The organism is Aquimarina mytili (genome assembly GCF_016735115.1).
Lineage (GTDB): Bacteria > Bacteroidota > Bacteroidia > Flavobacteriales > Flavobacteriaceae > Aquimarina > Aquimarina mytili.
The window spans coordinates 1-12,367 of sequence record NZ_JAERQJ010000019.1; the positions used below are offsets into that span (position 1 = coordinate 1).

The window sequence follows — 12,367 nt, forward strand, 5'->3', positions numbered from 1 at the left end:
GAACCTTCCAGCTTCGCTTGTGAATGTCGATACCAATGTATAACTTAGGGCAAGCGGTAATTTGAGTATTCATATCTTTAATTTTTAGTTCATTTTAAAGATACTCGACTTACTGCTTTTTCATCGATGCTATAAGTAATAGCGGTTTAAGTGATAAAACGAAAGTATGAACATAAAACAAAGGTCTGTCCTAAAACAAAAGATTTGTGAGTAGAATTCCGCTACTACTCATATACGAGACCGTTACCATATATTAAAAGATTAATGAAAAAAATATTAATATATATTGGATTCATAATAGTACTAACTGTTATTGGATTCTTAATTAGAGGAAGTTTTCTTGACATTTCATTCTCTCAACTTAACAAAAGGGATATTGAGATTATTAGTTATACTATGAACGGACAATTTAAATCTCATTTAATATTCGCATTGTCAATTGGAATTGTTCCCCTTTTATATTTGATTTCTGATAAATTTTCTAAACTAAAATCTCTAAATCAAACATTGGCAACTCTTGGGATAATATTCGGATGTGGAATTTTGAGTTGGCAATTAAGAATGTTTCAACTAAATAATCAATTACAAAGGTTATCTGAATTTGATCTTGGAAACGGAATTAAAAATTCAATGGATTTTCAGAACTTAAGTTTTGGAAGGTATTTATTTGTGGGATTTTTAATTGGAACACTAATAAGTGTTCTATTATTTAGAATGAAAAACCGATCAACGATGGAATAAAATACGTATGGTAACATTATATATGAAATCAGAGCAAACATAGCGTTGGATCGAATGGTCATTTCCTTTTTTTGTTGTGGCGCTAGATTTTTATAAGTTTAACAAGAAATAAAAATGCGCAGATAGATCGATTGGTTCAGGTATACTTGCCTTGCTCCAATTCATATATTTAGCGTTACAATACATTAAAAATAATAAACTAAATGACCTATACTACGGATATAAAACCGGAACCTAATATTGGAAGGAAAATTTTAGCGGGATTTATTGACTATCTTCTTATTTATACTTTTTTCTTTGCCTATCTGTATGCTTATGGAGAACCTGATTCAGAAGGCGTTTACTCAGTCAGTGGAATACTCACTCTACCACCAATATTGCTTTGGGGACTAATGACAATCGGAATTGAGCAATTATTCGGAGCGACTATTGGAAATTCTATTGTTGGATTAAAACCAATCTCAATTAACGGAATTGATGAAAAATTGTCATTTGGACAATCTTTTATAAGGCATTTATTAGATCCCATAGATATGTTTTTTTTCGGACTAATTGGAGTCCTCTCAATAAAAAATTCTGATAAAAACCAAAGGGTTGGGGATTTAGCAGCTAAGACCATAGTTTTAAGAGTCAAAGCTGCCAAAGAATCTGAATAAAAACATATGGTAACACTATATATGATGTCATAGCTGCTAAGTGACAAATCGAAAGGTTATTGTATTTTTGGTTAAGCTCAATGCTTGCAGAAAGTAAAAGTTAGCAACCAATGCGCAAGAAAAATCGAAAAGCAAGGTAACATTTTGCCCTGCTACGATACATATATTGAACGTTACCTGCAATTATGAAGAACCGAATTTTAATAATACTTCTACTTACAATTGGAATTACCAATGCTCAAGAAAAATATTCGGAATTGATTATTGGTACGTGGGAGTTTGACAAAACTTGTGATTTAAGAACGGAAGTTGAAAAAAACAAATTTGAGGAAATTCCTTGGTGTCCACCATATACTGAAAACGGAACAGGATATCCAACTCGAACTTTTAAAAATAACGGAGAATATATTGATTACTTTACATCTGAACATATTAAATACGGAAAATGGGAAATCAAAAACGATAAACTGATCTTAAAAAGTCGAATATCAAAACAAAACTCTGAATCAAGAAAAGAACTGATAAAACGATTCTTAAAAAAAGGTTTGATTTCAAAAGAAACTGACGGATTTTATTATCAAAAACCAATTGAAATTGAAATAAAAAGTTTGACTGAAAACCAAATTGAATATGGGAATGAAAAAATCTACTCAATTCACCAAAATATAAAAAAACAGTAGGTAACAAGTTGTATATTGCACATGCTCCCTTTGGGAAGCAAACGCAACATACAAGAGACGTTGTAAAACATTCAAAAGAACCATATGAAATTCATATTAACCTTATTTATTGGAATTCTAACTTTGACTTTGAATGCTCAAACGGAAGGAGAAGAAACTGTGATATTCTCAAGAATTGGAGAATTGAGTGATGAGCAATTAAATAATTCAGGAGCTTCTAAACTGACTTTTATTACGGACGAAAAGGAAGCTGAAAAAATGGCGCTATTGGACATTAAAAAAGGAAATCCATTTTTGTTGTTAATGGGCGGAATTGCACCAACCATAATTACAACTGACCCAGAGTTTGAAAAAGAATATGGAATTTACTTTTATGAATTTGGCTGCACTGGACCTGAAAATAGAATTGTAATAGCCTACAACAGAATGATATTTAAACACCTAAATTCGACAAAAGGAAAAAAGTGGATAAAGGAAGTTAGAGATGATGTAATCGGATTTAAGGAATGGAAACGGAATTATAAACGAAAAAGTTAAAATACTATGACTGAATTTATAATTATTTCAATACTTGTTATTCTGTTTGTGGGATTTTTATATTGGGCTTATCTCCCTGATTATAGCAGAAATCCAAAAGAATTCTGGAGAACAATAATCGGAATGCCAATTGGAATGCTTTTAGGTGGTTTAGGATATTCGACATTAAGCGATAAAATAAAGAAATGGGCAACTGACAAAAAGAAGAAGAATGTGAAATAAAACGTTTTACAACAATTTGCATATTGCATATGCCGCCTTCGGCAGGCAAACGCAACATATAAGGAACGTTAGCAACAAGCTCATAAAAAAATGAATACTAAACCAATTGACGAAATATTACCAAGAATCGCGGATGAGTATTTACAAAAGATTCTCGATGATTTTTCAGAAACAATTGATGAAGTAGTGAATTTTGGAACTCATATACTATTGTGGGATGTGGAAACCAAAAGAGAAGGAAAAGACAATAATATACCTTCATTGTTTTTAAGAAATATAATTGAGTTAGCTGATTCCATCTCTGTTTTAACTAGAAACTCATTAATTGACCCAGCAAAAATTCAAATCAGAGCACTATTGGAAAATCATTTTGGATTATTTTATATGCTCAAAGAAAATGAAAAACAAAGAGCTCTTAGTTTTATGGTATGGCGAGCAAAGAAAGATTTAAAATACTATAAACAATTCATTTCGGAAAATCCACAATCAAAAGAATTGAAATCAAAAATTTTAAAAGACGAAATGAATTTTGACATCTCTCAATTTTTTGATCGACCAGAAGTGAAAGATGTAATTAAAGCAAAGGTTGATTTATTGAACAAACCAGAATTTAAAGAAGTACATCAAGAATACATGAGAACTTCAAAAAAATTAAAGTCCAAATATCCTAATTGGTATTCTCTATATGATGGACCTAGGAATTTTTTAGAACTATCTAATCATCTTAAAAAATCTGTAATTTATGAATTTCAATATAGAAAGTATTCTAAGAATGTTCATGTTACTGGAATTCAAAAGGGTTTTGCGAGAGCAGGAAAAGATAGTGCCCAAATAATACAAATACGAGATTTTGAACATTGTAAGGATGTATTTACTTCTACTGTATCATATTTACTAGAATGCTATTCTCAATATTTAACTAAAAGAATTCCTGATAAAAGAAATAAATTGACTGATTGGTATAGAGGTTTTAAACAACATTATGACAAAATTGTATCTGAGTCCATAATAAATTATAAGAAATAGCAAGTTGCTAACATTATATATGAAATCAGAGCAATTCAGTGCTAGATCGAAAGGTCATTTTCTTTTTGCAGTGGCGCTAGATTTTTATAAATTGAATAAGAAATAAAAATGCGCAGATAAATCAATTGGTTCTGGCTTACTTGCCTTGCTCCGATTCATATATTTGGTGTTGTACTTAATTAAAAAATATTGTTATGCTTGGATTTACATTGTCAGACTTAGAAGTTTCATTAGACTTTAATTTTAAGAATACCAAAGAAGAATCAAGAATAAATCAGTTTGTGAAAATAATTGGGAATTTCAATGTTGCTGATGCCGAAAACTATTTTGATGAAGAATATGAGGACAGCATGAAAATGAATCAATATAACATCTTAGCTGCATTAAATCAGGTACTTGAAAAATTCAAATCAGAAGGTGATACAAAACTGTATATGAAAAGGGGAAGTTGTAAAAAACTTTGTTTTGAAGGACAAGATCAATTATATCAATTAGTTGGTAATAATTCAGGGCATACGTTTGATTTTGGGATAATTGAAAAAGATAACAAAATAGTTGACTTTCACGGATGTATGGGATTTTTTGATTGCAATGGAAATCCATCAACAAAATATCAAACCATGTGTGTGACATATGCTCTAAAATTAGCTGAAATGTCGAAATAAACTAATTACAACACCGTGCAAAAATGCATTAAAACGCCTTTTATACACAACGTTATGCACCAGCATCGGAGTTCTGAAAAGCAAAACGCAAGCAACACTCAAAACTGACAAACGCCAGATCGAAGACCTGAGCGTTTTTCCAAAGAATTTTAATGATCCAAAGGTTCGCTCCTATCCGCAACTGACGAAAGAAAGGTCATCGCTATTTTGTGAGGGTTTTTGTCTAACGCAAAGTCGCAAAGTGATTGCGGGAATCTGAAAAATAAGTTCGCAAGCAGTCCGTAAGCAGTTATCACTTTGCTAGAGGCAGTTTTGCAAAGTCACGGCTGACAAAAAAGCCGGTGCATAACAAAATGTATAAGTTCATAGCGACGGAAATTCCTAACGGAATTTCACGCGCTTTTGCTATCTTCGTGCCAGTACTGAGTGTAACGTTTGTGCCAGTTCCGCTACAAACTATACATTAACCGTTAGCTGCAATTCTGAAAAGAAACCTATTGAGTGAAATAAAAACATACGATTCTATTTCTGAGTATTTTGAATACTTCAAGATTCGCCTTCCACAGGAAATAGATTTTACAATACATTCCCTCGAAATTCTTCAACACGATGCCCTGCAAAAATCACCACTATTTAGAACCAATTATTTTGCCTTTCTACTAATTGAAAAAGGAGCTGGTTATTATACAATAGATGACAATTGGTTTCCGTTAAAAGAAAAATCATTTTACTTCACTAATCCTGGGCACACAAAATCCTTTGCCATCGATAAAAAATGGCAAGGGCACATCACAACATTCACATTGGATTTTCTAAAACCTTATGTTGCTAAACCTGTAGCTGAAGAATTTTCCTTTCTGCTCAAGGAAAGTATTCCGGTAATGTATCTTCCCAATGATTTCTTTCAAGAATTAAAGAATATTTTTGAGATTTTGCTGTTGGATTATAATAGAACAAGCGCCTACAAAAAAGAGATTTTAGCAAGCCAATTAATCACTATCCTATACAAAACCAAAGCATTGCTTAGAACCCACAAAGCAAAAGTTGAACTTAAAAATCGGCCTGCTGAAATAGTGCAAGAGTTTAACAGTCTCTTGAATACTCATTTTCTAGATATTCTAAATAAAAAGGAAACCTATATCTGGAACGTCCAGAAATTTGCAGATAAACTTCATATCCACCCCAATTACTTTAGCAGTATCATTAAAAACGAAACTGGTAAGACAGTTAAACAATGGATAAATACTAAGATTATAAGTGAAGCTAAAGCCAGTTTGCACAAATCAACTTTGTCAATTACCGAAATAGCTTACAGTTTAGGTTTCTTGGACATTAATAGTTTTAGCCGTTTTTTCAAAAAGGAAACAGGCGTTTCCCCTTCGCAATTCAGGAATCCTTAGAAATTGCACAATCATCCTTAGTTACTGCCCAAAACTTAGCAGATTTCCATTCTACATTTGTACTGTAATCATTTAATAACATTAAAAACAAATAAAAATGGAAACTACAGTAGAGAACAACAAGCAGATTTTAAAGCGATTGATCGACGAAGCCTTCAATAAGAGAAATTTAGAGATTCTGGAAGAAGTATTGCATCCAGAATTTATAAATCATCAGGAAGTCTTTCCGCTAGAAGCGAAAAAAGGACCAGATGTGTTCAGAGAACTATATAGTAAGTTCTTTGAAATTTTTCCTGATGTACAGGCTGAATACCACCACATCATAGCGGAGGTCGATTATGTAATGGCAAGAGACACCATTACAGGAACTAACAATGGTGAACTAATGGGAAATCCACCTACAGGAAAAGAAGTTGCTTTTGAAGTATTTCATCTTTACAGAATCAAAGATGGGAAATTAATTGAGCGTTGGGGACTAACCGATGATTTGGGCTTAATGAAACAGTTAGGTGTTATCAACGAATAAAATAATTATAAACTAGTAAAAAGAAAATATTATGAGTCATTTATTAGTAGAAAAAGGAACAAATTTATTAGTAAAATAATGTAGAAACTGTATTCGATTTTACAGTAGTAGAAGATGTAATTACCAAGTTCTTAAAAGGAGAACCAAGAAGTAACAGGTTATGAAATTCAGCAAGACCCTTGGGGACAAAAAGGAGCGTACCGCTGGGTACATTTCGGAGGTTTTGTTACTACTTCCTCTAAAAGTTCTGCTCCGTTTTAATCGCATTTTCCATTGCTTTCTGAACTTCTAAAGTCGTAAAGGCTAATTCAATTCCAAATGGTTTTTCGTTTAATTTACTCTTTGTAAAACCTTTTTAAGGTTAGAATTACCAAGTTCAAAATTGGCAAATGAGATTGTTGTAGTTCCTGAAATTATTTCTCCATAATCATTTTCGGGTGTCAGAAATTTTTGTTCAAATCCAAAAGCTTTTTTGTAAAAGTCTATTGCCTTTGGCACGTTCGAAACATAAAGAATTGTGTATGCGTATTTAATTTCTATTTCTGTTATTTTAGGTTTTTGAATTTTAACAATACTTTTTTCTGTGCAGTTATCTTTGTTATTGCAGGAAAATATTAAGAATAAACCAATTGATAAAAGTAAAACTTTCATATCATTTTTTTTTGTTACAAAATTACCTGACTAAACAAGGATTATTTTGTAAAAAAACGACATTATCTAAAATAACTGGATTTTCACCAGATATACGTTGGAATTCATATGTCATATGGGAATGATGGAAAAATCCCATATCAAATGCTATTTCTAAAAGGCTTGAATTGGTAAAAGTTGCTATTGATTTCATTGCATTGTTGAAACGCACAATGTTTGAAAATTCCTTTATTGTCACACTTATATAACTTTTGAAACTTCTTTCCAATTGTCTTAGACCTATATAATGCGATTTTGCTAAATCTCTTACATTTACAATTCCTTGAAACGACCTTATTTTTCGCTCGTATTATTTTTCGAGAAAGTCCAAAAAGAGTCCATTATATTATTAATTCCTTTTGATGGTTTTATTTCCTGGTACATTGTTCCTTTAAATTACCGCAAACGATTAGCTAAAATCCATAGGCTGACCATTTGTTTGTTTCTTGTAAGTGTCTGATTCAAAAGCACTTATAAAGCAACTCTTTGGTCTATGGATTTTAGCGCTTGTTATATGCTTTTTCTTTGTTCTTAACATAAATGAGTTTGTGCTTGCTCTTTGAAGTTTCTCTTTGCTCGATTTCAAATTTTCCAATTGACTGAATCAAAGGAGTTAGTTTCTCATATCCATAGTTTCTAGAATCAAAATTCGGTTGTTTCTTTTGAATCAAAGCTCCAACGTCTCCTAAGAATGCCCAACCTTCTTCATCGGATAAATCACGAATAGAGGATATGATTAGGTTGATTTCACGCTTCGAGATCTTGTCAATTCCTGGCTTTGTTTTCTCCGCCTTTTCAGCTTTTTCGTCTGCAGAACTTCCGAGTATTTCAATATAAACAAACTTATCACAAGCAACTATGAAAGGGTTAGGGGTTTTCTTTTCTCCTATTCCGATCACAAGCATTCCAGCCTCTCTCAACCTAGTGGCTAGCTTTGTAAAATCACTGTCACTTGAAACGAGGCAAAAGCCGTCTACTCTATTGCTATATAGAATATCCATTGCGTCAATGATCATTGCCGAATCAGTGGCGTTTTTACCAGTTGTATATCCATATTGTTGAATAGGAGTTATAGCATTTTCGAGAAGTAAGTTTTTCCACTTGTTCAATCCAGGTCTAGTCCAGTCCCCATAAATTCTTTTTATTGTAGGGTTACCATACTTTGTGATCTCTTCCATCATTTCCTTCACATTGGCTGATGGTATATTGTCTCCGTCTATTAGGACAGCAATATTGAAGTTTTGACTCATATCTCTTTGGGTTTAGCAGACACAGGTTGCGTCATTCGTAGTAAAGATACAGTAATAATGTACAAATTGATTGGCAGTGATAAAGGAGTAAATAGATTTAAATTCGAATTACGTTAAAATGTTTACCTTAGTATTCGGAATTTTTCAATTCTAATTCTTCTTTTATAAGTATTTACACTTTCAATAGACGAGTTAAGAGCAATTGATTTGGTGATTCATTTGATGTGTGAAATCCCAATCCTCTTTATTAATGTACATCAAAGAGACTCAAAGCTTATTGTTTTAATAAGCAGGCTCAAAATTTAATCCTCAGAATTATGAATACTATTGGTATAATAGGTACTTCAAAAAAGGAAGATGAAAGAAGACGTCCCATTCATCCAGAACACTTAGAGAGACTTCCAAGAGAAATACGTAAACAACTGATATTTGAAAAAGGATATGGTATCCCTTTTAATATTGGTGACGATGAAATTGAATCACTTTCTGGAGGTATTGCTACCCGGGATGAGCTTTTAAGCGATCTGGGCTCAGTAATTATTGCGAAACCAGTTCTTGCTGATCTTCAGGGATTAAAAGAGGGAGGTCTGCTATGGGGATACCCACACTGTGCTCAGCAAAACTTGATTACTCAATCTGCCATAGATCGAAAATTAACACTGATTGCTTTTGAGGATATGTTTGTTTGGTCTCCAAATGGAATTCGAGGACGTCATACATTTTACAAAAACAATGAGATGGCTGGATATTGTGCTATTCTTCATGCAATGCAGTTAAAAGGTATAGATGGTCATTATGGAAATCAAAGAAAAGTCATAATCTTCAGTTTTGGAGCAGTGAGCAGAGGAGCGATTTATGCTCTAAAGGCTCATGGATTTAGGGATATCACTATTTGCATCCAAAGGCCTGATCATGAGGTTAGAGAAGAAGTTCTTAATGTTCATTATGTCCGAATCAAAAAAGGAAATGATGCCAAGAATAGATTGTTAGTCATTGAGCACGATGGCTCGGAAAGACCATTGATTGAGTTGATTGGAGAATCAGACATTATTGTTAATGGTACATTTCAAGACCCAAATGATCCATTAGATTTTGTAACCAAGGATGAAAGTTCTTTTCTTAAAAAGGGATGCTTGATAATTGATGTTAGCTGCGATGAAGGAATGGGATTCTATTTCGCAAAACCAACCACTTTTAGAAATCCATTAATTTCAGTTGATGAAATAGATTACTATGCTGTAGATCATACTCCGAGTTACTTATGGGAAAGTGCCACCAGATCAATTTCCGCAGCACTAATTGTACATCTTCCAGCAGTTCTAAAAGGAAAAGATGAATGGCGTAAAAATGCGACTATAAACGGAGCTATTAATGTCGAACAAGGTGTTATCCAAAAGAGTGAAATTTTACAGTTTCAAAATCGTTCTCAGAAATATCCACATACAATTGTATGACAGATAGTATTGCATATAACGTACCGTATAAGAAACGTAGGGCAATTGATAAGCAATACGTTTTGGGTTGGTACTAAGCCAAAAGTAAATATTTTGCTTTTATCTTTTTTCTCATAATCGCTGAATTTTATAGTTGGCGACTTTGTAAATAAACACAGACCTATTGATTCATCCTAAAAGCCCTATGTTTTCTTATACATTGTTGGTAAATCGTTTTTTAATTTAATTCTTCTTTTTAGAAGGAGGAGGTGGCGGAGGAGGAGGAACAAAGTCAATGTTTTGTTTTTCTCTTTTTTCCTTTTCCAATTTGATTTCAGTTTGATTTTTAAATACTAATCCATCAATAAAACTATCCTTTTCATTTTCAAATAGCATTTTGATAAACACATTTTCATTCCCTGTTTTATAATCAAAAACGTTTATTATAAAAATTGAACCATTATTTTCATATTCCGACCGCATAATGTAAAGTCCAGATTCTTTTTTATGCTTTAATAATTCACTCTGCAAGGATTTTAGTTTTGTTGTTAGATCAGCTTTTCTTTTCGATTCGTTAAAAAAGGATAGGAGATTGTTTGTATTTGATTCTAATTCTGCAGATATAATAAATTCTTTTACTTTTAAGTATAACTTTCTTTTAGATGGTTTTTTCTCTAAATAACTATCAATTAGATTGTCTACTTTTTTGAACTTTTTACACGTTAACTGTAGTCTATGGTTAAGTAAATTATCAAAAATATTATAACCATTATTTCTTGAGTTTTCAATTTTGTCTAATTCATTATCCCATTCAGTTTTATTTGCCAAAAATACTTTTGCCATTATATTTTGAGCTTGACTTTTAGTAATGTCATCAAAATTTTCAATTTTATTTAATTCGCTACAAATTTCGTTAGAGACTTTATCGACAATATGCTTTTTAGTTTGACAGAATATTGTAAAAGGAATAAATAAAATTAAAGTTTTTATTAAATTCATAGATGTTGTTTTTGAATTCAGTTTTAAATGTTTGCAACGGTTAGTATATGAAAAGTAGGCGATTTCAAAGCATTAAACTTTCGGTTATGCACAAAGTTTGATGCAAGCCAAAACCCCTAATTTCACTACTATTTCCCCTATTTTTTATATGCATTGTTAGCCCGTTGCTTTTATTTTTTCAATAATCGTCTGGTCAAATCAATAGGTCTATTATTCCGCATAATCCCGCTCCAATAATTATAGACCAAGAAATCCAATCCTTGAATTCATTGTTCTTGTGTTTTAGAAAAAGTATATGAAGTACTAAATGCACAATCATAAATATGTTGAATCCATAGATAAATACTTCAGCATCTTTACTCTGAGTTAGCTTCCAAAACACAAAGTAAAAAAGGGGAATGTGTAAAAACAGGAAAACTATATGTCCAATTTTGTCACTCAGCATAGATAATCCTGGGAATATTCGCCACTCTTTGCAACGAATAGCATCCATTTCATGCATCATAATAAGAGAAAGTCCTAAATAAAAGAAAATATGTCCTGTCATTTTAATTTTCTAATTTGTTTGTGTCTATGTCCTATGTCACTTTTGGTTGCAGCTAACGATTTGTATAAAAAACATAGCCATCCTCCGGGATGGCAACATTTTTTATACCTTGTTGTGTGTCGTTTTTAATTCAGTTATAGTCTTTTCTAATTCTTTTGATAAATTTTTTTCTACTCCAAGTAAATCCGATGTCATCAATTCAATTATTCCAATAAAGTCAACAACTTTTGTTGAAGAATTTGTTTCAATAGCTTTATTTAGTATTGATTCCCCAAAACCAACATATGTGTCTTGATAATAATAGATATTTGATAATTTTTGTATTAACTCTATGTCAAACTCTTTTATTATTCCACTAGTTTTAGCACTCTCAAATGCCGTTTTTTGAAGTCTTGAAAAACGAAATCCAGTCCACCCATCAATCTCAGCATGCTTAAAATCAGATCCTATAAATGTTGAATACAGATCCTTATCGCTCAAATTTGGAATAATACTGTCTATTTGAATTTTGATATTTTCGTGATAATCGATATCACTTTTAAGTAATTCTTGATTCGTTTCTAATTCTCCAATTATTAAACTTAAAGATTTTTCTTTTTCCTTTTTTGTCTTATTATCTTCATTTATATTACTGTAATAAATTCCTAAGAATACCCCAAAAGCAACAATAATAACTTCAATAATATATTTTAATATGCTTTTTAAGTTTTTATTCATTCTTAAGTTTACTTTTTTTAATTACGCACAACGGTTTGTATATGAAAAGTAGCAGGTTTTAATTCACTTACTTTTCTAATATGCGAAAGATAACAAAAAAAGAACAAGCCAAATGGCTTGCACTAATTATGCTATTTTTTATAGCATCGATGAAAAAGCAGTAAGTCGAGTATCTTTAAAATGAACTAAAAATTAAAGATATGAATACTCAAATTACCGCTTGCCCTAAGTTATACATTGGTATCGACATTCACAAGCGAAGCTGGAAGGTTCACTGT

At 31.8% G+C, this 12,367-nt stretch carries 16 protein-coding genes; 10 read left to right on the top strand and 6 right to left on the bottom strand.

Annotated elements, in window-relative coordinates; genetic code table 11:
* The first annotated feature begins 264 nt into the window (after window positions 1-264).
* From JJQ60_RS21560 to JJQ60_RS21600, 9 genes are all read left to right on the top strand, one after another.
* A complete protein-coding gene (locus JJQ60_RS21560) occupies window positions 265-741 on the top strand; it encodes a hypothetical protein (RefSeq protein WP_201924696.1) in 477 nt (158 codons plus the stop codon).
* Between the two features lie 203 nt (window positions 742-944).
* Window positions 945-1,397 (top strand): RDD family protein, encoded by a 453-nt coding sequence (locus tag JJQ60_RS21565; protein WP_201924698.1) that lies wholly within the window; start codon window positions 945-947, stop codon window positions 1,395-1,397.
* 257 nt (window positions 1,398-1,654) lie between these two features.
* A complete protein-coding gene (locus JJQ60_RS21570; protein WP_201924700.1) occupies window positions 1,655-2,077 on the top strand; it encodes a hypothetical protein in 423 nt (140 codons plus the stop codon).
* Window positions 2,078-2,206: 129 nt separating this feature from the next.
* Window positions 2,207-2,614 carry an FEKKY domain-containing protein gene (locus JJQ60_RS21575; protein ID WP_201924702.1) on the top strand — a complete coding sequence of 136 codons (408 nt, stop codon included), beginning with the start codon at window positions 2,207-2,209 and terminating at the stop codon, window positions 2,612-2,614.
* A gap of 6 nt (window positions 2,615-2,620) precedes the next feature.
* Window positions 2,621-2,836 (top strand): hypothetical protein, encoded by a 216-nt coding sequence (locus JJQ60_RS21580; protein ID WP_201924704.1) that lies wholly within the window; start codon window positions 2,621-2,623, stop codon window positions 2,834-2,836.
* A gap of 90 nt (window positions 2,837-2,926) precedes the next feature.
* A complete protein-coding gene (locus JJQ60_RS21585; RefSeq protein WP_201924705.1) occupies window positions 2,927-3,862 on the top strand; it encodes a DUF5677 domain-containing protein in 936 nt (311 codons plus the stop codon).
* 194 nt (window positions 3,863-4,056) lie between these two features.
* The gene (locus tag JJQ60_RS21590; protein WP_201924706.1) at window positions 4,057-4,527 is read left to right on the top strand and encodes a hypothetical protein; all 471 of its coding nucleotides are present in this window, start codon (window positions 4,057-4,059) and stop codon (window positions 4,525-4,527) included.
* 497 nt (window positions 4,528-5,024) lie between these two features.
* Entirely contained in the window at window positions 5,025-5,927 is a 903-nt protein-coding gene (locus JJQ60_RS21595; protein WP_201924707.1) for an AraC family transcriptional regulator, read from the top strand.
* Window positions 5,928-6,024: 97 nt separating this feature from the next.
* Window positions 6,025-6,453: an ester cyclase gene (locus JJQ60_RS21600; RefSeq protein ID WP_201924708.1), complete on the top strand. Its 429-nt coding sequence runs from the start codon at window positions 6,025-6,027 to the stop codon at window positions 6,451-6,453.
* Window positions 6,454-6,783: 330 nt separating this feature from the next.
* On the opposite strand, the gene JJQ60_RS21605 is transcribed toward JJQ60_RS21600, so the two are convergent.
* The 3 genes from JJQ60_RS21605 to JJQ60_RS21615 form a co-directional block, all read right to left on the bottom strand.
* Window positions 6,784-7,104, bottom strand: coding sequence for a VOC family protein (locus tag JJQ60_RS21605; protein ID WP_201924709.1), 321 nt, complete (start codon window positions 7,102-7,104; stop codon window positions 6,784-6,786).
* Between the two features lie 22 nt (window positions 7,105-7,126).
* Window positions 7,127-7,441, bottom strand: coding sequence for a helix-turn-helix domain-containing protein (locus tag JJQ60_RS22400; protein WP_394369559.1), 315 nt, complete (start codon window positions 7,439-7,441; stop codon window positions 7,127-7,129).
* Between the two features lie 202 nt (window positions 7,442-7,643).
* Entirely contained in the window at window positions 7,644-8,393 is a 750-nt protein-coding gene (locus JJQ60_RS21615; protein WP_201924712.1) for an NYN domain-containing protein, read from the bottom strand.
* Window positions 8,394-8,710: 317 nt separating this feature from the next.
* On the opposite strand from JJQ60_RS21615, the gene JJQ60_RS21620 reads away from it, so the two are divergent.
* Window positions 8,711-9,847, top strand: coding sequence for a N(5)-(carboxyethyl)ornithine synthase (locus JJQ60_RS21620; protein ID WP_201924713.1), 1,137 nt, complete (start codon window positions 8,711-8,713; stop codon window positions 9,845-9,847).
* A 222-nt stretch (window positions 9,848-10,069) separates the two neighbouring features.
* Here JJQ60_RS21620 and JJQ60_RS21625 read toward each other — a convergent pair whose 3' ends face one another.
* From JJQ60_RS21625 to JJQ60_RS21635, 3 genes are all read right to left on the bottom strand, one after another.
* Complete coding sequence (locus JJQ60_RS21625) at window positions 10,070-10,825, bottom strand: hypothetical protein (RefSeq protein ID WP_201924714.1); 756 nt, start codon at window positions 10,823-10,825, stop codon at window positions 10,070-10,072.
* A gap of 193 nt (window positions 10,826-11,018) precedes the next feature.
* A complete protein-coding gene (locus JJQ60_RS21630; RefSeq protein ID WP_201924715.1) occupies window positions 11,019-11,372 on the bottom strand; it encodes a DUF6713 family protein in 354 nt (117 codons plus the stop codon).
* A gap of 102 nt (window positions 11,373-11,474) precedes the next feature.
* Window positions 11,475-12,089 carry a hypothetical protein gene (locus JJQ60_RS21635; protein ID WP_201924716.1) on the bottom strand — a complete coding sequence of 205 codons (615 nt, stop codon included), beginning with the start codon at window positions 12,087-12,089 and terminating at the stop codon, window positions 11,475-11,477.
* Window positions 12,090-12,367 lie beyond the last annotated feature (278 nt).

Excerpts from the sequence above, each read along its gene's own strand:
- JJQ60_RS21615 (WP_201924712.1), bottom strand. The coding sequence starts at position 8,393 with ATGAGTCAAAACTTCAATATTGCTGTCCTAATAGACGGAGACAATATA.
- JJQ60_RS21585 (WP_201924705.1), top strand. The coding sequence starts at position 2,927 with ATGAATACTAAACCAATTGACGAAATATTACCAAGAATCGCGGATGAG.
- JJQ60_RS21620 (WP_201924713.1), top strand. The coding sequence starts at position 8,711 with ATGAATACTATTGGTATAATAGGTACTTCAAAAAAGGAAGATGAAAGA.
- JJQ60_RS21565 (WP_201924698.1), top strand. The coding sequence starts at position 945 with ATGACCTATACTACGGATATAAAACCGGAACCTAATATTGGAAGGAAA.
- JJQ60_RS21625 (WP_201924714.1), bottom strand. The coding sequence starts at position 10,825 with ATGAATTTAATAAAAACTTTAATTTTATTTATTCCTTTTACAATATTC.
- JJQ60_RS21590 (WP_201924706.1), top strand. The coding sequence starts at position 4,057 with ATGCTTGGATTTACATTGTCAGACTTAGAAGTTTCATTAGACTTTAAT.
- JJQ60_RS21630 (WP_201924715.1), bottom strand. The coding sequence starts at position 11,372 with ATGACAGGACATATTTTCTTTTATTTAGGACTTTCTCTTATTATGATG.
- JJQ60_RS21560 (WP_201924696.1), top strand. The coding sequence starts at position 265 with ATGAAAAAAATATTAATATATATTGGATTCATAATAGTACTAACTGTT.
- JJQ60_RS21605 (WP_201924709.1), bottom strand. The coding sequence starts at position 7,104 with ATGAAAGTTTTACTTTTATCAATTGGTTTATTCTTAATATTTTCCTGC.
- JJQ60_RS21635 (WP_201924716.1), bottom strand. The coding sequence starts at position 12,089 with ATGAATAAAAACTTAAAAAGCATATTAAAATATATTATTGAAGTTATT.
- JJQ60_RS21600 (WP_201924708.1), top strand. The coding sequence starts at position 6,025 with ATGGAAACTACAGTAGAGAACAACAAGCAGATTTTAAAGCGATTGATC.
- JJQ60_RS21580 (WP_201924704.1), top strand. The coding sequence starts at position 2,621 with ATGACTGAATTTATAATTATTTCAATACTTGTTATTCTGTTTGTGGGA.